Consider the following 19376-nt stretch of genomic DNA (forward strand, 5'->3'; position numbering starts at 1 on the left):
GATTACCCGGGGCACCAAGACATACAAGGTTATTATCGCAAATGCCGCAGCGCTTTGCAAAGACATGCGTCCCGACTGGGTTTTCCTCACCGCTTATTGCGGTTGGACACAGCAAAAAACAAGCCGCCCCGCCCTGGTAGATGAAGGGTGAGGCTTGCTTGCCCCTATGGCTCTTGCCCCGGCTGGTTCTGGTACGTTATTCCATCCGTGCTCTCGGATGTGTCCGGTCGTATACTTCCTTGATCTTGCCCCGGTTCAGCTGCGCGTAGATCTGGGTGGTCGAGATATCGGCGTGGCCCAGCATCTCTTGAACCGAACGGAGATCGGCCCCGTTCTCGATCAGGTGGGCGGCGAACGAATGCCTCAGGGTGTGGGGCGTCATTTCTTCGCGGATTCCGGTGCCCGCCGCGTACTTCTTAATGATCTTCCAGAACCCCTGCCGGGTCATCCGCGTCCCGAGGTGCCCCACGAAGAGTGCCGGCTCAGGCTTCGAGGCTTTGAGCAGCTTCGGCCGCATCGTCTCGATATACCCGCTGACATATTGGGATGCGATCTCGCCGAGCGGCACGATCCGCTCCCGTCCCCCGCTTCCCGAGCAGCGGATAAACCCGAGAGACGGGTTGACGCTGTCGACATCAAGGGAGATTAGCTCGGAGACGCGGATACCGGTAGCATAGAGCACCTCCAGCATCGCCTTGTCCCTCATGCCGTTCGGCGTGGAGGTCTGGGGTGCGTTCAGCAGCTTGCCCACCTCTTGGATGGACAATACCATCGGAACGCGTTTCTCCAGCTTCGGGGACTCCAGATGGAGCGAGGGATCCGTATCGAGACAACGTTCTCTCACCAAATATTGGTAAAAGGCACGAATCGAAACCATGCTTCTGGACAAGGTAGCCACCGCTCTGCCCTTCTGCTTAAGGCCAAGCAAATAACTCGATATGTTCATTCTGGAGCTGGCCTGCAGCGCAGCTACCCCCTGGCTCTCCAGATAATCCAGATACTGTACGAGGTCCCGCTCGTAGGAATCCAGCGTGTTCTTGGCCAGACCCTTGTCCTCTGACAAATAACGGATAAAAGCTTGCAGTTGATCTTTCATGCGATTAGGTATCCCCTTTTATGTAGTACAGAGGCAGTCCCTTATCTTTTCCACATCTGCGGCTTATTCTCCTGCCGGACACCGCTGATTTTCTGATCAATCCTGTGTTGCGGGATTGATCACTGTCGGTTGTCTCCTATTCCCCGATCTCATAGAACAGCTTCAGACGTTCGCGGATCGTCCCCGTTCCGGCCAGCGCATCCCCTTCGTTCAAGAACACTTTCACCGCGCGTCCGGACGGTTCCCGATAACGGCTGCCGGGTTCGATCCAGCCCGTAATGAGCAGGAGCGCATGATACAACGCCACCGTAAAGGCCGTAAAGAGGACCAAGAAGCGGAAGCGTTCCTTCCATCTGCGCAGCGAGAAATGTAAGATCATAGCCTGTACCTCCCTATATCCGGCAGTGTCCGGATACAGGCCGGCACCGCGCGCACTTAAGAAGAGACTATGATCCACAGGTCAAATATATGAGCATGCCAGGTAATTATTCATCGGAAGACGAACACTTCGGAACCCGGGTTAAGAAATGGGCAGCAGCGAATCGATTACGGCGTAAGGCAGCCCGACGGCCTCGGCTACTGCCGGGTACGTGACATGGCCTTGATACGTATTCACGCCGAGCTTCAGCGGCGGATTGCCGTAGAGGGCCCGGGTTACTCCTTTGCCCGCGATCTCCAGGGCATAGGCGATCGTTACGTTGGTCAGCGCTAGTGTAGAAGTACGGGGAACGGCTCCCGGCATATTGGCGACCGCATAATGAATCACACCGTGTTTCTCATAGGTCGGCTGGCTGTGCGTGGTGACACGGTCAACGGTTTCGATCGACCCGCCCTGGTCCACCGCCACATCGACGATGACCGCACCGGGTTTCATCGTCTTCACCATCTCTTCGGTGACGAGCTTCGGCGCCCGGGCCCCCGGAATCAGCACCGCACCGATGAGCAGATCCGCCTTTTGCACCGCATTGGCGATATTGTACGGATTGGACATCAGCGTACGGATCCGCCCGAAGAACACGTCATCAAGATAGCGGAGCCGGTCCGCGCTTCGTTCGATGACCACGACATTGGCACCAAGTCCTAGTGCCATCTTCGCCGCGTTCGTTCCGACGATCCCGCCGCCGAGAATGATGACGTCTGCCGGAGGCACGCCCGGCACGCCGCCAAGGAGAATGCCCCTTCCGCCGTACGACTGCTCCAGGAACTGGGCGCCGACTTGTACCGACATCCGGCCGGCGACCTCACTCATCGGCGTGAGCAAAGGCAGCCCGCCGCTCGCCAGTTGGATCGTTTCGTACGCAATGCCGGTGACCTTGCTGCGGACCAGCGCCTCGGTCAGCTTCGGCTCGGCCGCCAGATGCAAATAGGTGAATAAGGTCAATCCCTCACGGAAGTGGTCGTATTCGGAGGGAAGCGGTTCTTTAACCTTCATGATCATCTCCGAGCGTGCCCATACCTCGGCCGCCTCGGTGACGATCTGTGCCCCTTCGCCCGCATACTCCTCGTCGCTGAAGCCGCTGCCGCCGCCCGCGCCGCTCTCGATCAGCACTTCGTGACCGGCCGCATGCAGCATCGCTGCGCCGCCAGGCGTGAGCGCTACGCGGTTTTCGTTATTCTTGAGTTCTTTCGGAACGCCGATGATCATAAGTCATTTCCCCTCCCTATGCTCCCTGATTTTCGATTTTCCTCGTCTGTTCTATAGCATCTAGCCGAACGGGCCGTATTATGTGAGGAATAGCAAAAAAACCTTCGCTTGAATCTGGCGGATCCAGGGGAAGGTTTTTGTTACTTACGATTTGTTCTTATCACGGCAGCGGTGGCAGATGCCCTGGAAGTCAAGCCGGTGATCGAGAACCTGGAAATTGAATTCCTTATCCAGCCGTTCCTCCAACGGTCCGAGCCAATCTTCCATGATCTCATCCACAGCGCCGCACTGCACACAGATTAGATGATGATGGTGGTGATGAGTGCTGTCATTGCGCAAGTCATAACGGGCCACGCCGTCTCCGAAATTCATCTTCTCCAAGACATGGAGCTCGCTCAGAAGCTCCAGGGTCCGGTACACGGTTGCCAGACCGATCTCCGGCGCTTTATCCTTAACGAGCATGAATACGTCCTCGGCGCTCAAGTGGTCTTCTTCGTTCTCGAGGAGCACTCGCACGGTAGCTTCCCGCTGGGGCGTCAGTTTATAGCCTTGCGATTGCAGCTGCTGTTTGATTTTTTCAATTCGAGCTTCCATGCTTCTCCCCCTACAATCGAAAGCAACCGCTCCGGGTTTCGCGGACGGCAGCCCCCTTCGGGGATTGCCGTATGCTTACATTATAGGGCGCCGTCCGCCGGAAAGTCAAACCTTTTAGGACCCGGAGAACGTGAGAAGCATCGGCGTCACCCACTTCATCATCACGGGCGATAGGTAGGCTTCGAGTCCAGCCACGCCGACCAGAAGGACAGCCGACCCTACCATGATGCCTGAGAAGCGCATGAAAGGTTCGTAGAGCGCCCCCTTGCGGGCGATGAATCGGTTCTTAACCAGATGCACGGTGAAAGCCATGGCCGTCACGCTGCACACCAGGAGCAGCGGTATGATTACCAGATTCGGCGGAACGACGGATACGAGCGCGAACAGCAGGCCTTTCCAGGAGAGGGTGCCGACCATATATCCGACCGTGAAGCCGATCAGCACGCCTTTGAGAAAATCCAGAATCAGGATGAGCGGCAGTCCGATGACGGAGATCCCGAGCAGCCAAATCAGGAGAATCCACTTGATGTGCATCGCAAAGGATTCGCGGAACGAGCCGGCCCCCCCGCCGTCCAAGGCTCCTTGGTGGACCGAGGAGAAGAAATTACCGAGATACCGGGCGATCTCCTCCCGCTGTTCGATCGAAAGGGCATTCACCATCACGGCCCCGAAGACGACGCCGGTCACGAAGACGACGCCGACAAAAATGTAGAATGACAGGTGCTCTTTCATATACAGCTCCAGCGTCCGGCTCCTCATCGCTCCCATGCCTCCTTGTCCATATGGAACCATGATATGCAGGAGGATGCCGAGGTATGACTCTTATGAATGTAAGTGGCCAGCCATACCTGCCAAAGCGGCGGGACTGCAAGAAATGCTGAACCTCCCGCCGCCGAAGCAGCCCTCTATTTCTTGACGCGCCCGTACTTGCCCCCGCCGCCGGCCTCAAGCTGCAGGGTTCCCTCCCTGGCCTCTATGATGTACCCCGCGATACCCTCTCCGGCCGCCTCCTCCAGTTCATCGCGGGAAGCCCGGTGCAGCAGGTTCATCTCCGTGCCAAACCTCTCCAGCAGCTTCCTGAACATCTTCGGACCAAGCCCCGGAATATATTCGAGCGGCACCTGGTACCGGTATGGCGGACGGTACTCCGGCACGAAGGGCTCGTCCCGGTCTGAAAGCGACAGAATCCGGTCCATGACGCCGCGTACCAGCTTGGTGCTGCCGCAGTACAAGCAGCGCTCCACTACGACGGCTCCACTCTCGTCGAGGATCGAACTGCAGTCCCCGCAGTAGGTCCGGTGATACTTGCCGAGCCGCGGGTTCAGGCCGTAGTTCGCGAGCACCCCGCGCCCTTCTTCGCCCGCCAGCACCCGGCGCAGCTCGCTGAAGGTCGGTTCGGCCATCGCGAACTGGTTATACTCCCGTCCGATCTTCGGCAGAGAGTGCGCATCGGAGTTCGTAAGGAACGTATAGCGGTCCAGCTCGCTGATGTAGCCTGCCATGACGGAGTCGGCACTTAGGCCGAGCTCCACTGCGGCGATCCCGTCCAAATCGAGCAGATGCTCCATCCGGGTGGAGCCGCTGCCGTAGACGCTCTTGTGCGGCGTGAAGATGTGGGCCGGCACGAGCAGACCTCCTCGTCCGATCACTTCCTGCTGAAGCTCGCGGGACGGAACATAGAGCCGCTGCGAGCTCAGCTGCACGTTCTTCATGTGCTTCGACAGCCACCTGCTGAAGGAGATCATGTCTGCGAGAGCTGGCAGGTAAGCGATCAGGTGCACGGGTCCCATGCCGGGCTCCCGTACCTCCAGCTCGCATCCGAGCATAACGGTGGTCCGGTGGTAGGCGATGCCGCCCCCCGCCCTCTCCTCCATCTCGCCGTTCATGAGATATCGTTCCATGTCGCGCTGTACACCGGGCGAGTGGCAGTCAATGATACCGATAATCTCGATCCCTTTGGTCTCCGAAGCCTCATGGGCGATGTTGTAGAACGTCAGGTTATTCGCCGCGCTGATCTTGACCGCTTCCCCTGCTTCCGTCCTTCCGATATGGATATGAAGGTCGGCGTAATAAGGCGTGAGGGCCGCATTCATGCGGGGTACGAACCCGTCAGGCGGTAGATTTGCCAGGCGTATACCGCCATGATCGTCTTCGCGTCGGAGATCAGCCCTTCGCGGATGTACTGCTTCGCCTCCTCGAACGTCAATTCCTCCACATTCAGGAATTCGTCCTCGTCCGGCTGGGCATCTCCCGGTATCAAATCTTCTGCGGCGTATAAGTGGATGATCTCATCCGCGAATCCCGGAGAGGTATAAAAGGAGGAGAGCAGCGTCATCTTGCCGCAACGGTAGCCGGTCTCTTCCTGAAGCTCGCGCTGGGCGGCATCGAGCGGATCTTCCCCGGCATCCAGCTTGCCGGCCGGGATCTCGACCTGGCTGCGCTCGAGCGGCTTGCGGTACTGCTCGACCATCAGAATGCGGTCATCGGGCGTAAGGGCCAGTACGGCCACGGCGCCGGGATGCTTGACGATCTCCCGGGTCGATTCTCCGCCGCCCGGCAGCTTCACGGTGTCCACCTGCAGCGAAATGATCTTGCCTTGGAAAACCGGCTGGGTCGAAATTGTAATTTCTTCAAATTTTTTGGGAATGGAACGCGTCATGCCGATTCCTCCTCCGCATCTGCGGGTATTGTATTGGTACAGCCTTCTCACATTATACCAGAAGTCGGGGGACAACCCTAAACCGAAGGAACGTGCGAAAAATAGGGACATAACCTATCAGTCTCCAGCATAAGGTGGACTATAGCATCCTATCAAGCTGGGAGGAATAATCTATGAAATCCTATGTAACCGAACAGCAGCTCCGACTCGTGGGCAAAGCCTGGGAAATCCGCAAATACCTGCAGCGTGCGCTCGAACGTGCGGCAGCCGATGTGCCGCTGGCGTCCATCCTGGACGGCACGCAGAGCTTCTCTGTGCCGCAGGGCAAGCGTGTGATCCGTTCCGCCGCAGCCGTGTCCGGAACAGTCCGCAGACCTTCCTATACCCGGCAATCTCCCATAACAAAAGCCATCTCCGCCTATTCCCCTCTGAACTGAGGGATTCATCATATGGAGTCGACGGACGCCGTCCATCGGCCGCGGTTCGCTGAGCCCTCTATCCAACCAAGGGCATCTTCTTTGACTTGCACATAACCAAAGGGCTGTCCCAAGTCTCGAGAGAGAATGGAACAGCCCTTTGGTATGTTAGCGAGACTCGGGATACCGGTATTACGTTGTGGCTCCGGCAGCCGTTTCCTTGACGATCGCAACAACAACTTCCGCCGTCTTCACCAGATCCGATACCGCGATGCGCTCTTTCGTCGTATGAATGTCCAGGTAGCCGACGGCAAGGTTGACCGTTGGGATGCCGATCCCGTTGAACATGTTCGCGTCGCTCCCTCCGCCGGAGTGGAAGATGCGCGGCGTGCAGCCTACGTTCTTCAGCGCCTCGGAGGCGAGTTTGACCACCGGTGCGGTTTCATCGTACATGAACGCCGGGTAGATCACTTCGCTTTTGAACTCCAGCTTCGCACCCATCTCCTGCGCCGCAGATTCGCAAGCCGCACGCATCTTCTCCACCTGCGCATGCATTTTCTCATCCGTGATACTGCGCGCTTCGCCTTCCAGACGCACACGTTCGACTACGATATTCGTCGCGCCGTCGATGCCGCCTTCGAACCGGCCGATATTGGCCGTCGTCTCGTCATCGATACGGCCCAGCGGCATACGCGAGACGGCCTTGCTCGCTACCGCGATAGCCGAGATGCCGTCCTCTGGATTCACGCCGGCATGGGCCGAGCGGCCCCAGAACGTGATGTAAATCTTCGCCTGTGTAGGCGCCGCTACTGCGATATCGCCGATGGTGCCGTTGGAGTCCAGCGCATAGCCGAAATCAGCGTCGACCAGCTTCGCATCCATATTGCGGGACCCGAGAAGCCCCGACTCTTCGCCGGCTGTAATGGCGAATTGAATCTGGCCGTGGGGAATGTTGTTCTCCTTGAGGACGCGGATCGCTTCCAGCATGGCGGCCAGGCCGGCCTTGTCATCTGCGCCGAGAATCGTCGTCCCGTCGCTGCGGATGTACCCGTCCTCTCCGAGCTGAGGCTTCACGCCCTTACCCGGCGTGACCGTATCCATGTGAGAGGTGAAGAACAGCTTCGGTGCCGACGGCACACCCGATGGGGCCAGGGTGAAGAACAAGTTGCCCGAAGCATGGCCTGTTTTGGCTGCCGAGTCATCCTCTTCTACCGTCAGGCCTAGGGCTGTGAATTTTTCTTTGAGCACTTTCGAAATTTCAGCTTCATATTTCGTCTCGCTGTCAATCTGCACCAGTTCCATAAATTCCGCGACCAGCCGATTTTCCTGAATCATGGACTTTCCTCCCGTATCCTCGATGAGGTAAAATATAAGTATAGCATTTCCATTCACAAGGAGCTGAACCCGTTTGCGAAACAAGACCATCTTCAAGATTGTTGTTTACCTTATGATCGCATCCATGCTGCTTTCCACGTTACTTCTGACTGCAACCTCGTTCTACTAGAGGAATCAGTAAAGCTTCGTCTCCTGATTGTACCCCTCCAGATTTTCCTTCACGCGCTGCATGAACCGGCCGCAGATGACGCCGTCGAGAATGCGGTGGTCGAGGGAGAGGCACATGTTCGCGATCGAACGCACGGCGATCATGTCTTGGATCACGACAGGCTTCTTCACGATGGACTCGAAGGTTACGATGGCGGCCTGAGGGTAGTTGATGATCGGATAGGAGAGGATCGATCCGAATGACCCGGTGTTGTTCACCGTGAACGTACCGCCCTCCAGCTCGCTCAGCGTCAGCTTGCCGGCTCTTCCCCGCTTGGTCAGATCGTCGATCTCGCGGGCCAGGCCGGCTATTGTTTTTTCGTCGGCTTTCTTGATGACCGGAGACAGCACAAAATCCTCCGTCCCGACCAACAGCGAGATGTTGATGTCTTTCTTGACGATAATCTTGTCGACGCCCCACACCGAATTCATAATCGGATAGTCTTTGATGGCATTAACGACAGCCTTCAGCACAAAAGCCAGATAGGTCAGATTGATGCCTTCCTGCTTCATGAAATCGCCCTTGAGCTTGTTGCGCAGATGAACCAGATTCGTCACATCCACTTCGATCATCGTCCAGGCATGCGGAATCTCGGTCACGCTCTGCCGTGTACGGCTCGCAATGATGCTGCGCACCGGTGTGACGTCTACCAGATACTCACGCCCGCCGGTATGATGCCCTTCCGCCTCCACGTTGGCATGCGGCGGATTCTCCGAGAGATGAATCCCCGTCGTGCGCACCGGCATCTTCGGCGAAGCGGGCACGAATACTCCCTGAGCCGCCGCGGCCGCCGCCGCATCCCGGTCCGCCTGGTCAACGGACTTCACAGCCTCGGTTACGGCGGAAGAAGAACCGGCTCCGGAAGCGATATAAGCTTCGACGTCCTTGCGCGTAATGCGCCCGCCCATGCCGCTGCCGCTGAGGTTCGAGAGCGCGATGCCGTGCTCTGCGGCCAGCTTCAGCACGGCCGGCGAGTACCGGGCCCGCATGCCGCCCTCTGCCGGAGCACCGGCAATCGCACTTGCTGCTGCCGCCACAGTAGGGGCAGCCGGGGTCCCCATGCGGGCACCTGCAGCGGACGGCTCCTCGATCAGACAGAGCGGGGCCCCTACCGGAGCCGTTTCCCCTTCCGCAACGACCAGACGGAGGAGGCGCCCCGCGATGGGCGATGGCATCTCCACGGTTACCTTATCCGTGATCAGCTCGCACAGTACGTCGTATTGTTCTATGATGTCACCCGGCTGCCGCAGCCACTTGCCGACCGTGGCCGATACCAGGCTTTCGGCCAAGTGGGGAACGGGTACCTCGGTTCCTATCGTCTTTTCGGTCATGATCGTTTATCCTCCTAGAACAAGGCCAGCTTGCGCATGGCTTCCCTGATTTTATCCGTGCTGAGCAGGAAGAACTTCTCCATAGGCGGGTTCATGCCGACAGCCGGCACGTCCGCTCCGCATAAGCGCATGATCGGCGCATCGAGCTCGAAGAGCAGTTCTTCGGCGATAATCGCCGAAACCTCCGCCCCTACCCCGCCGGTCTTGTTGTCTTCATGCACAATGAGCACTTTGCCGGTCTTCGCCGCGGCCGCCAGGATCGCTTCGTTATCGAGCGGCTGCAGGGTCCTCAGATCGAGGACATGGGCGGAGATTCCTTCCGCGGCCAATTCCTCGGCGGCACGCAGCGCGTATTGTACCGTAATACCGTAGGAGATTACCGTGATGTCCGTGCCTTGGCGCTTCACGTCAGCTTTGCCGATCGGCACGATATAATCCTCATCCGGCACTTCCCCGGTCACCCCAAGGTAGCATTTTTTGTGCTCAAAATAGAGGACCGGATCCGCATCGCGAACCGCCGCCTTAAGCAATCCCTTGGCATCGTAAGGCGTCGAAGGAGCAACGATCTTGAGGCCCGGCACCCCGAAGAACACGGACTCCGGACACTGGGAGTGATACAGCGCCCCGCCTCCGGTCGCCCCATAAGGGGCCCGTACGACGAGCGGGCAGTTCCAGTCGTTGTTGGAACGGTAGCGGATCAGCGCCGCCTCCGAGATGATCTGGTTCGTCGCGGGGTAGATGAAGTCCGCGTACTGCATCTCGGCGATCGGCTTCATCCCGTACATGGCCGCCCCGATTGCAACGCCGGCAATGGCGGATTCGGCCAGCGGGGTATCCATGACACGCTCTTCCCCGAACACGTCGCGCAGTCCCTTCGTCGCGTTCATGACGCCGCCCTTACCGACGTCTTCCCCGAGCACGAACACATTCTCGTCGCGCTCCATCTCTTCTTTCATGGCCGTACGAATGGCCTCCAGGTATGTAATGACCGCCATGCTACACTTCCTCCTCTTCCGCGAATACATGCTTCAGCGTGTCCTCGGGGAGCGGGAATGGCGCCTGCTCGGCATAGAGTGTCGCTTCGTTCAGCTCCGTCTTGATACGCTCCGCAAGCTCCGCTTCCTGCTCGTCGCTCCACAGGCCGGACTGCACGAGGTACTGCCGGAAGACCGGCAGGCCGTCCTTGGCGCGGTTTTCTTCGACCTCTTCTTTGGTCCGGTACAGCAGGTCGTTATCCGAAGTGGAGTGCGGCGGAATGCGGTACATCACCGCTTCGATCAGGGTCGGGCCTTCTCCGCGGACGGCCCGCTCGCGCGCCTCCTTCACGACGCGGTAGACCTCCAGCGCGTCCCTGCCGTCGACCTTCACGCCCGGGAACCCGTATCCTGCGGCGCGTTCGGCGATGCTGCCTGCCGTCTGCTTGTGCAGGGGCACCGAGATCGCATACTGGTTGTTCTCGCACATGAAGATGACGGGCAGCTTGTTGACGCCGGCAAAATTACATCCTTCGTGGAAGTCTCCCTGGTTGCTGGAACCGTCGCCGAAGGTCACGAAGGAGACGAAATCCTTGCGCTGCAGCTTGGCGGCAAGGGCGAACCCGGCCGCGTGGGGCACTTGTGTGGTGACAGGGGAAGAGCCGGTCACAATGTTCAGCTTCTTATGGCTGAAGTGACCCGGCATCTGCCGCCCGCCGCTGTTCGGATCCTCCGCCTTCGCGAAGACGGAGAGCTGCAGCTCCCTCAGCGTCATACCGACGGTCAATACAAATCCGTAGTCGCGGTAATACGGAAGGAAATAATCCTTCCCTCTGTGCAGCGCGTAGGCCGCAGCCACTTGCGCCGTCTCCTGCCCGATGCCCGACACGTGAAAGGCGATCTTGCCGGAGCGCTGGAGTAGGAACCCGCGCTCGTCAAACATACGGGCTTTCAGCATATATGTATACATCTCGACGGCCTGCGCATCTGTGAGACCGAGCTGGCGGTGTTTCTGGATTTGTCCGATGGACATGGGAGGAACCCTCCTTATAAGATACTCGCTCTGCACTCAAGGCCAGAGTCTAATACCAGGTGCTAATACTACCTAATATAACTATATTATAATAGCTTCCGAATATGAAAACAATTTTTGATTCGAGAGATTGAATGGTCAGCTATCTTGCAGCTTATCTTGCCCTGCAGCAGCGGCTCTTACATCGTAATCGCTTGGCCATCCACCGCCAGCATCGCTTCTCCCAGAATTTCGGATAAGGTCGGATGCGGGTGAATCGTCCTGCCGACTTCCCAAGGCGTCGCTTCGAGCAGCTGGGCCAGCGCCGCTTCCGAAATATAATCCGTCACGTGGGCCCCGATCATGTGGACCCCAAGAATATCGTCGGTCCGGGCATCGGCCACCACTTTCACGAATCCGTCCGTCTCCCCGAGCACCATAGCCTTGCCCAGCGCCTGGAAGCGGACTTTGGCCGTCTTCACTTCATGTCCGCGCTCCTTGGCCTGCGCTTCCGTCCAGCCGACGGAGGCCGCTTCGGGACGCGAATAGACGCATCGCGGGATCGCATGCGGAAGATAAGGATGTACGGATTCTCCGCAGATATGCTCTGCAGCCAGAATGCCTTCATGACCGGCGGCATGAGCCAGCTGGACCCCGCCCGTGCAGTCCCCAACGGCATAGATATGCAGCTCGGCTGTCTGCATCGACGCATTAACGCGGATAAAGCCGGCTTCGACCCGCACGTCCGTGTTCTCAAGCCCGATGCCTTCCACGTTCGCCCGGCGTCCGACACTCACCAGTGCCGCCTCCGCCTGCAGCAGGATGCGTTCTCCCCCCTGCTCCGCTTCGATCGACAGGCCTGTGCCGCTCTTATCGGCCGTCTCCGGCAGCACGGAGCATCCCGTGTGAATCGTAATGCCGCGCTTCTTGAAGAGCCTCTCGAGCTCACGGGACACTTCCTCTTCCTCGCCCGGCAGCAGCCTTGGGCCTACTTCGGCCATCGTCACGTCCACGCCGAAGTCGCTCAGCATCGAAGCCCATTCGACGCCGATCACGCCACCGCCTATGATCAGGACGGAAGCCGGGAGCTTCTCCATCTGCAGCGCATCGTCGCTGGTCAGCACCTTCACGCCGTCCGGCTCCAGACCGGTGAGCATTCGCGGACGCGAGCCTGTAGCAAGAATCAGTGCCTCCGGCACCAGCGACACGATCTCGCCGTCCGCCTGCTCGACGGATACCGCCCCGCTGCGGGGCGAGAAGATCGAAGGGCCGATGACCCTTCCTTTGCCATAGAAGACTTGAATCTTATGTTTACGCATCAAAAACTGCAGGCCGGAGTGCAGGCCTTCCACCACTTCATTCTTGCGGCGGAGCACCTGAGGGAAGTTCAGTCTCGTCTCCCCTGTCTCGACCCCGAATCGGGCGCTTTCTTTCATTAATGCAAACACTTCCGCACTGCGCAGCAGAGCCTTGCTCGGAATGCATCCCCGGTGGAGACATGTCCCCCCCAGCTTGTCCTCTTCCACGATCGCTACGGACTTGCCAAGCTGCGCGGCCCGGATCGCTGCAGAATAGCCGCCTACTCCGCCTCCGAGCACCACCACGTCAAAACTTTGCGACATTGCTTCATTCCTCCTGCTTCTGAGTCAACTTCTTTATTGTACCTCTACTTCTACGAAGAAATATAGGTCCAATTTGTGAACAAGCATGAAACCGGACCGATTTTATGATAACTTAATATTGTATGCATCCGTACCGGCCCCCCCCTGCGGGAGGCCGACTACGTGCTGCATGCGATGACCCTTGGGCCTTGAACGAACCGGGCCATAAAGAAGGAGCCTTCATGAAAGCCCCATTCTACCGATTTATTGCTATTCTGATGCTGGTCATCCCTGGATTGATGGCCACCTACGGGTTCCTCGCGATCAAGGATGCCTGGTTCGCCCAATTCGATGCTGCCGCGGCCGACCCGGGCATACTGTGGGGCAAGCTGCTGTTTGGTCTGCTCCTCTTTGCGGCGGGCGTTGCTTTTATCGGCGGGTGGATCTTTTTCCGGGACCGCAAACGCAATTACGTTGCTCCCCGGTTTCGGGCCAACAAACGTAAAAAGGGATAGGCTGCGGCCTACTCCCTTTTTTTCTTGGTGTCTATTGCTTCCCGTAAGTAAGAGAGCCCAGTGCCTGCTGGACACGTGTTGCGCCTTGCGACAAGATATGCCCCGTCCCGGCAGCCGCGGCGACCGCCATAGCCTCCAGCACTTCCTCCTTCGAAGCGCCTTTGGACAAGGCTTCCTCCACATGATACAGCGTGCATACTTCGTTGTTGGCAAAGAGCGCGATGCCGAGGGCAATCAGCTGCTTTTGCTTCTCTTCCAGCGCACCGGGTGCAAAACATCTCCCCGTAAATCCATGGTATGCTTCCACCATAGCCGGCATATGCTCTTTCATGTGCCCGACGCCGATTTTATAAGAGTCCGTTTTCGATTCCGCCTGCATCCTGCCATTCACCTCCCGAACTGTACTAGAATTAAGCTTCCCCTGCGTCCGTAAGGGTATGCGGGCCTCCAAAAAAGCCAATCCAAAAAAAACAAAAAAAAGACGAAAGCACTTACAAAATTCTACAAAAGATGATGAATCCCTATGTTATAATGAAGTATCCCAGTGCAAGGAGTAGATTCAATGCAAAAAACTTGTCAAAAAATTGTTCGTGTTCAGAATGGTCTGATTACGGAAATTTATGATGGCTTGGTCTACCGTGACTTCAGTGATAACGACATCGCATTGAAGGAATTGTTGATGGAGGATGTCGGATTGGACTTCGATACGATCCTGCATACCTATGAGAAGCTGATATACGATCTTGCCTGCTCCGGTCTTGAAGTCCGATCCTTTCTAATGAAGCGCTTACCTGAAGGTTGGATGGACTGGGCCCACGCCATATATTCGGAGCACGGCCAAGAAGAAAAGCAGCTCGTTCATACAACACAACCGACCCTGTAATTATTGGCTGTCCCCCTTGAGCATGACTCCTTCCTGCACACTCCATACTACAAGAGAAGTACACATCGAAGGAGGTGCGCGAGATGCTTGACAACCTTGAAAGCAATTATGACTGTGCCGCATCCGGCGAGGATCTTCATGCGCTGCTGAGCGAGCTGTCGGAACTTAGAGGACGGGGTTCCGATGTGGATGCCCTTTCCGTGGACCGAATCAACCGATTGGAGAACCAGATCTCGTTCATCAAGAACAAATGTGACATTCGTCCCTAATCCCTGCTCTTATTTCATGAATGCACAAGCTTGCTATTCTCGGAGATACCGCCGGACTTTGTCCGGTTTTTTTTATGCCCGGGTATTCAATCGTTTCCTGCATCTTCCGATATATGCATTTGGAGGGATGCACCATGTACGGTTTGGACAGCGATTTGAAATTAAGAATAGCGGCGGCTTGTGAGCTGGATATTATCGTCTGCCTCGGAGACACTCGTATAGTCAGCGGCAAGGTTACCGAAGTAGATCCTTTCACGGTACATATCAACGGCGTACCGTATCCCAAAGGCGTGCACACGTTCTGGGATGTTACGCTGTGGGGGATGTCTCCGGAATCCACGGAAGACAGGATGATCTCCCATCCCGTTTTTTGAAAGGAAACCGACCCAATTGCCGGTACTGCTCCGGGATGCGGATCAGCCGGATGGTTGGCCCAAATAAAGAATGACGCCGGACCTCGCGACCCCAGCGTCATTCTTTGTATTCTGCACCTAGTTGTCTTAACCGGCGTATGCGAACCGTCCCAAACGGTAAAGCAGCTCTGCTTGTCGACTACTCTTCGTCAGGCGGCGCAGATCCGGCTTCCGTTCAAGATACTTTATGCTCAATCCGCAGCTTGTCGGCTACCATGGCGATGAACTCGGAATTCGTCGGCTTGGCTTTGGAGATATTGATGGTGTAGCCGAACAAGTGAGAAATGCTGTCGATGTTCCCGCGTGTCCAGGCCACTTCGATCGCATGGCGGATCGCACGTTCGACGCGGCTCGGCGTCGTCTTGTATTTCTCGGCAATCGCCGGATACAGCGTCTTGGTGATGGCTCCGAGAATCTCGATGTTGTTATAGACCATCGTGATCGCTTCCCGCAGGTACTGGTATCCTTTGATATGGGCAGGAACGCCGATTTCGTGAATGATCGTCGTGATATTCGCATCGAGGTTCTTGCCCTTCGGCAGCTGTACCACGTTCTTCATGCCGCCGGAAGTCATCATAGGCATCGACTGGTTGGTAGACACCAGTTGACGGATCCGATTCGTCAGAATCTCCATATCGAACGGCTTTAGAATATAATAGGAGGCGCCGAGCTGTACAGCCTTCTGTGTAATATTCTCTTGACCGAAGGCCGTCAGCATGATGATCTTCGGCTGTGGATTCAGATCCATCTCGCGAAGCTTCTCCAGTACGCCGAGACCGTCAAGATGCGGCATAATAATATCCAAAATGAGTACATCCGGCACCTTTGCGCTTTGTTCGATCAAACGCAGCACGTCATTTCCGTTATAGGCTACACCGGCAACCCTCATATCGTCCTGATCGTCGATAAACTCCGAAAGCAGATTCGTGAACTCGCGATTGTCGTCTGCTAATAGAACTTCAATGGTTTGCAACGTCTAACTCCTCCTTCATTTACGGCAATTGACCTTAGCATTTTTTACCTAACTAATGATTTCGACATGCGAAGCAAAATTCCTTCTGTCGAATATTATTTTTCTGGATTTTTTTTCGAGAATATTTTATAATGATTAATTTAATCCATCTTTATACATTATCCGACACCAAGCTCTGTAATCTGCTAAAAGCCCTCTTTCAGGAATAGAAAAAAAACTGAAGGCTTCTAGCTCGCCTTCAGTTCCTGTTCTTCCCCTGCTGCCGACGGTCTCAGCATAATGCCTGCGTCCTGAAGCATCCATTCGATAAAGCAGCCGTAGCCGCTCGTCGGATCATTGACGAATACATGCGTTACGGCACCGATCACCTTCCCGTTTTGGATGATCGGACTTCCGCTCATTCCCTGCACGATGCCGCCCGTCTTATCGATCAGCCGGGGATCCGTTATTTTGATAACCATCCCTTTGGTAGCCGGGTAATCCTGCTTGGCCACATGGACAACCTCGATATCGAACTTCTCCACCTTTTGCCCGCCCACAACCGTATAAATCTGGGCTGGTCCTTCTTTTACATCTTCTGCAAAAGCTACAGGAAGTGCCTTCTCATTCAAGCTGTGGCTCGGCGATTCGAACATTTTGCCGAAGATGCCGAACTGGGTATTGCGTTCAATGTTGCCGATCGCTTTGCCGTCCTTCGGGAATATCGCGCGCTTCTCCCCCGGCTCCCCGTTCTGGCTCTTGGAGATGGACGTTACGTTGGAATGCACGATTTCCCCGTTACCGACTTTAATCGGCGTCTGCGTGTCCATATCGGTGATCACATGGCCCAGCGCGCCATAGACGCCTTGATCCGGAGCATAGAAGGTTAACGTCCCTACGCCTGCTGCCGAATCCCGAATATAAAGCCCGAGACGATACGCCTTATCGATGATGTCATACGCTGGTGTAATTCCAATCTCCAAGGTTTCGGTGCCGCGGACAACCGTAAGTTTAATCTCCTTCTTGCTCTCGCCGGCGAGCTTTACGAGCTCCGCCACTTTGCTGACTTCGCTGACCGGCTTGCCGTTCATTTTGACGATAAGGTCGCCAAGCAGCACCTTGGCTTCTTCGCCGGGTGAAGATTTCTTATCTTCCGCTACGGCAACCAAGTGATGACCCACGACCATAATACCGGCGGACTTAAGCTTGACACCAATCGTCTGGCCGCCCGGAATCACCTTTAGATCCGGCACGACATTGACTTTGACGGTCTTCAGCGGGATGGCTCCGAAGAGCTTCAGCTTCATCTCGGTTTGTCCCGCTTTATACGTTTGAAGCGAAATCGGATGATGTAAATCCACCTGGAATGAGTGCTCTGCCGTTCCGTTCACCTTCAGAATCTCGGGATGGGACACGGTAACCATCGCATTGACCGGCATCGATAACTGCAGATGGGCTTGCTGTCCGGTGAAGAGCCGGACTTCCTCGGGGAATGAGGCAAAGCTGCGGAAAGGGGTGGTCAGGCTACCCAAACAAACGAAGAGGACGAGCAGTAATCCAATCAATCTTTTTCTCTGGTTGGAACTCAATTCGCTCACGCTCCCTTGCTTCCTGCTGTAGCGGCACGTTGGGCCGGCACTGCTGCCGGTCCGCCGTGTCACACCTGCAATGTGCACCGCCGTTTGTGTACCTTTAAGATTGCCTCTAGGGTTTTCTTTTATGTTACGTAATTGCTCCCTATGCTCTCAGACCATCCTTGCCTTCTTATCATTTGCCAAGTCGAGCATCTCCTGTGCGTGCTGCAGCGTCTTGTCCGTCACTTCGACTCCGCCGAGCATACGGGCAAGCTCATGGATACGCCCGCCTTCATTCAGATCGTCAATATTCGTATAAGTGCGGTCACCGTCGACATGCTTATGAATGAGATAATGAACGTCCGCCATGCAGGCCACCTGAGGAAGGTGGGTGATCGAGAACACCTGGCACGAGTCCGCGAGCCTCGACATCTTCTCCGCGATCGCCTGGGCCGCGCGGCCGCTGACCCCGGTATCGACTTCGTCGAATACGAGGACGGGAATGCGGTCCACACGGGCAAAGATCGACTTCAGGGCCAGCATGACCCTCGAAATTTCCCCGCCGGATGCGATTTTGCTCAAGGAGCGGAGCGGTTCACCCGGGTTCGCCGAGATCAGGAATTCGACGAGATCTCCCCCGTCTCTTGTCAGCTTCCGTTGTCCGTCCGGCGCAGCAAAGTTCACCTTGAACTGGGTTCGCTCCATATGAAGGCCGCGCAGTTCGGAGACGATCTCACCGGCAAGCTTCTCGGCAACCGTCTTCCGCTCGGCCGTGAGCTGGTCCGCCAGCCGGTCTACGCTCTCCTTGGCTTTGGCTTCTTCCTTCTGAAGGAGCTGCAGCTTCTCATCCTTGTTCTCGATGAGGTCCAGTTCCAGCTCGATCTTGTCGGCATGCGCCAAGATATCCGATACCTTCTCGCCATACTTGCGCCGAAGCGAAGAGATGGTGTCGAGCCGCTGCTCGATGAAGTCGAGACCGGCCGGATTGAATTCAATCTCATCCCTGTAATCCCGCACTTGATAAGCCGCATCCTCCAGCTGGTAGAAGGCCCCCTGCACTTGCTCCAAGAGAGGAGCGAGCTTCACCGTATCGAGCTGGGCGATATCCTGCAGCTTCTGAACGGCCTTCGAGACCGCGTCCAAGCCTTTGCTTCCGCCGTACAGCAGATCGTACGCATCCGATGCATTCTGGAACAGCCGCTCGGCATTGGCTAATTTACGCTTTTCTTCGCCCAGGGCTTCATCCTCGCCCGCTTTGAGGTTCGCCGAACGGATTTCTTCGACTTGAAAGCGGTACAGATCCAGCATTTGGAGTGCCTGCTTGCTCGTCTCCTGCAGCTCGCGCACCTGTTTGCGGACCGACTGATAAGCGTCGAATGCCTGCTGATAAGCGCGCTTTACCGGCAGAATCCGGCCCTCCCCGAACAGATCGAGCCAGCGGATATGCTCCTCGATTTTGAACAGGGATTGATGCTCGTGCTGACCATGGATATTCACCAGCCATTCGCCGATCTCCTTGAGCGCCGTCCGATTCACGAGATGCCCGTTCACCCGGCTGGTGCTTTTGCCCGCTGCCGTGATTTCTCTGCGAATGATAAGATGCTCATCTTCCCCGGGTTCTATTCCTAATCGTTCCACAATACCCCAGACGGGATGATCCGACGGAATGTGGAATAAGGCCTCAATGGAAGCCTTGTCGCTTCCGTACCTCACGAGGTCGGTGGAACTCCGTCCTCCCGCGATCAGGCTGAGGGCGTCTATAATAATGGACTTGCCCGCGCCGGTCTCGCCGGTGAGCACATGAAAGCCCTTCTTGCAGTGCAGTTCGACGTGCTCGATGACCGCCAAATGACGGATGGATAATTCCAGCAGCATATGCATGCACCTCTTTTTAGACTA

Annotated in this window: 22 protein-coding genes; 6 read left to right on the plus strand and 16 right to left on the minus strand. The window is 56.5% G+C overall.

What is annotated here, in order from left to right:
- Positions 1-196: 196 nt before the first annotated feature.
- From xerD to O9H32_RS14085, 7 genes are all read right to left on the minus strand, one after another.
- A complete protein-coding gene (gene xerD / locus O9H32_RS14055; protein ID WP_269866739.1) occupies positions 197-1096 on the minus strand; it encodes a site-specific tyrosine recombinase XerD in 900 nt (299 codons plus the stop codon).
- A gap of 136 nt (positions 1097-1232) precedes the next feature.
- Positions 1233-1475, minus strand: coding sequence for a YqzK family protein (locus tag O9H32_RS14060; RefSeq protein WP_269866740.1), 243 nt, complete (start codon positions 1473-1475; stop codon positions 1233-1235).
- 141 nt (positions 1476-1616) lie between these two features.
- A complete protein-coding gene (gene ald, locus O9H32_RS14065; RefSeq protein WP_269866741.1) occupies positions 1617-2741 on the minus strand; it encodes an alanine dehydrogenase in 1125 nt (374 codons plus the stop codon).
- Between the two features lie 144 nt (positions 2742-2885).
- Entirely contained in the window at positions 2886-3335 is a 450-nt protein-coding gene (gene fur / locus O9H32_RS14070) for a ferric iron uptake transcriptional regulator (protein WP_269866742.1), read from the minus strand.
- 114 nt (positions 3336-3449) lie between these two features.
- The gene (gene spoIIM, locus O9H32_RS14075) at positions 3450-4094 is read right to left on the minus strand and encodes a stage II sporulation protein M (protein WP_406627314.1); all 645 of its coding nucleotides are present in this window, start codon (positions 4092-4094) and stop codon (positions 3450-3452) included.
- A 146-nt stretch (positions 4095-4240) separates the two neighbouring features.
- Positions 4241-5428: an endonuclease Q family protein gene (locus tag O9H32_RS14080; RefSeq protein WP_269866744.1), complete on the minus strand. Its 1188-nt coding sequence runs from the start codon at positions 5426-5428 to the stop codon at positions 4241-4243.
- Entirely contained in the window at positions 5425-5994 is a 570-nt protein-coding gene (locus O9H32_RS14085; RefSeq protein WP_269866745.1) for an NUDIX hydrolase, read from the minus strand. Before O9H32_RS14085 ends, O9H32_RS14080 begins: the two co-directional genes overlap by 4 nt.
- Before the next feature lie 173 nt (positions 5995-6167).
- Here O9H32_RS14085 and mciZ point away from each other — a divergent pair, with 173 nt between their 5' ends.
- A complete protein-coding gene (gene mciZ, locus O9H32_RS14090; RefSeq protein ID WP_269866746.1) occupies positions 6168-6431 on the plus strand; it encodes a Z-ring formation inhibitor MciZ in 264 nt (87 codons plus the stop codon).
- 171 nt (positions 6432-6602) lie between these two features.
- On the opposite strand, the gene O9H32_RS14095 is transcribed toward mciZ, so the two are convergent.
- Positions 6603-7745 carry a M20/M25/M40 family metallo-hydrolase gene (locus tag O9H32_RS14095; protein ID WP_269866747.1) on the minus strand — a complete coding sequence of 381 codons (1143 nt, stop codon included), beginning with the start codon at positions 7743-7745 and terminating at the stop codon, positions 6603-6605.
- Positions 7746-7818: 73 nt separating this feature from the next.
- Here O9H32_RS14095 and prli42 point away from each other — a divergent pair, with 73 nt between their 5' ends.
- Positions 7819-7914, plus strand: coding sequence for a stressosome-associated protein Prli42 (gene prli42 / locus O9H32_RS14100; protein WP_269866748.1), 96 nt, complete (start codon positions 7819-7821; stop codon positions 7912-7914).
- Between the two features lie 5 nt (positions 7915-7919).
- Here prli42 and O9H32_RS14105 read toward each other — a convergent pair whose 3' ends face one another.
- The 4 genes from O9H32_RS14105 to lpdA form a co-directional block, all read right to left on the minus strand.
- Positions 7920-9284 (minus strand): dihydrolipoamide acetyltransferase family protein, encoded by a 1365-nt coding sequence (locus tag O9H32_RS14105; protein WP_269866749.1) that lies wholly within the window; start codon positions 9282-9284, stop codon positions 7920-7922.
- Between the two features lie 14 nt (positions 9285-9298).
- Entirely contained in the window at positions 9299-10279 is a 981-nt protein-coding gene (locus O9H32_RS14110) for an alpha-ketoacid dehydrogenase subunit beta (RefSeq protein ID WP_269866750.1), read from the minus strand.
- A gap of 1 nt (position 10280) precedes the next feature.
- Positions 10281-11291: a thiamine pyrophosphate-dependent dehydrogenase E1 component subunit alpha gene (locus tag O9H32_RS14115; RefSeq protein WP_269866751.1), complete on the minus strand. Its 1011-nt coding sequence runs from the start codon at positions 11289-11291 to the stop codon at positions 10281-10283.
- 179 nt (positions 11292-11470) lie between these two features.
- Positions 11471-12892 (minus strand): dihydrolipoyl dehydrogenase, encoded by a 1422-nt coding sequence (gene lpdA / locus O9H32_RS14120; RefSeq protein ID WP_269866752.1) that lies wholly within the window; start codon positions 12890-12892, stop codon positions 11471-11473.
- A 221-nt stretch (positions 12893-13113) separates the two neighbouring features.
- Here lpdA and O9H32_RS14125 point away from each other — a divergent pair, with 221 nt between their 5' ends.
- Positions 13114-13386 (plus strand): DUF2627 family protein, encoded by a 273-nt coding sequence (locus O9H32_RS14125; protein WP_269866753.1) that lies wholly within the window; start codon positions 13114-13116, stop codon positions 13384-13386.
- Between the two features lie 31 nt (positions 13387-13417).
- Here the strand turns inward: O9H32_RS14125 and O9H32_RS14130 are convergent, their stop codons facing one another.
- Positions 13418-13765 (minus strand): carboxymuconolactone decarboxylase family protein, encoded by a 348-nt coding sequence (locus tag O9H32_RS14130; protein WP_269866754.1) that lies wholly within the window; start codon positions 13763-13765, stop codon positions 13418-13420.
- Between the two features lie 183 nt (positions 13766-13948).
- Between O9H32_RS14130 and O9H32_RS14135 the strand changes: the two genes are divergently transcribed.
- The 3 genes from O9H32_RS14135 (at position 13949) to O9H32_RS14145 (ending at position 14912) form a co-directional block, all read left to right on the plus strand.
- Positions 13949-14269 (plus strand): hypothetical protein, encoded by a 321-nt coding sequence (locus O9H32_RS14135; RefSeq protein WP_269866755.1) that lies wholly within the window; start codon positions 13949-13951, stop codon positions 14267-14269.
- Positions 14270-14352: 83 nt separating this feature from the next.
- Positions 14353-14538 carry a DUF2524 domain-containing protein gene (locus tag O9H32_RS14140; protein WP_269866756.1) on the plus strand — a complete coding sequence of 62 codons (186 nt, stop codon included), beginning with the start codon at positions 14353-14355 and terminating at the stop codon, positions 14536-14538.
- 134 nt (positions 14539-14672) lie between these two features.
- Positions 14673-14912, plus strand: coding sequence for a hypothetical protein (locus tag O9H32_RS14145; RefSeq protein WP_269866757.1), 240 nt, complete (start codon positions 14673-14675; stop codon positions 14910-14912).
- A gap of 214 nt (positions 14913-15126) precedes the next feature.
- Here O9H32_RS14145 and spo0A read toward each other — a convergent pair whose 3' ends face one another.
- From spo0A to recN, 3 genes are all read right to left on the minus strand, one after another.
- A complete protein-coding gene (spo0A, locus tag O9H32_RS14150; protein WP_269866758.1) occupies positions 15127-15924 on the minus strand; it encodes a sporulation transcription factor Spo0A in 798 nt (265 codons plus the stop codon).
- A 227-nt stretch (positions 15925-16151) separates the two neighbouring features.
- Positions 16152-17492: a SpoIVB peptidase gene (gene spoIVB, locus O9H32_RS14155; RefSeq protein WP_269866918.1), complete on the minus strand. Its 1341-nt coding sequence runs from the start codon at positions 17490-17492 to the stop codon at positions 16152-16154.
- A gap of 156 nt (positions 17493-17648) precedes the next feature.
- Positions 17649-19352 (minus strand): DNA repair protein RecN, encoded by a 1704-nt coding sequence (gene recN, locus O9H32_RS14160; RefSeq protein WP_269866759.1) that lies wholly within the window; start codon positions 19350-19352, stop codon positions 17649-17651.
- Between the last annotated feature and the right edge of the window lie 24 nt (positions 19353-19376).

The organism is Paenibacillus caseinilyticus, from assembly GCF_027533645.1.
Taxonomy (GTDB): Bacteria; Bacillota; Bacilli; order Paenibacillales; family NBRC-103111; genus Paenibacillus_G; species Paenibacillus_G caseinilyticus.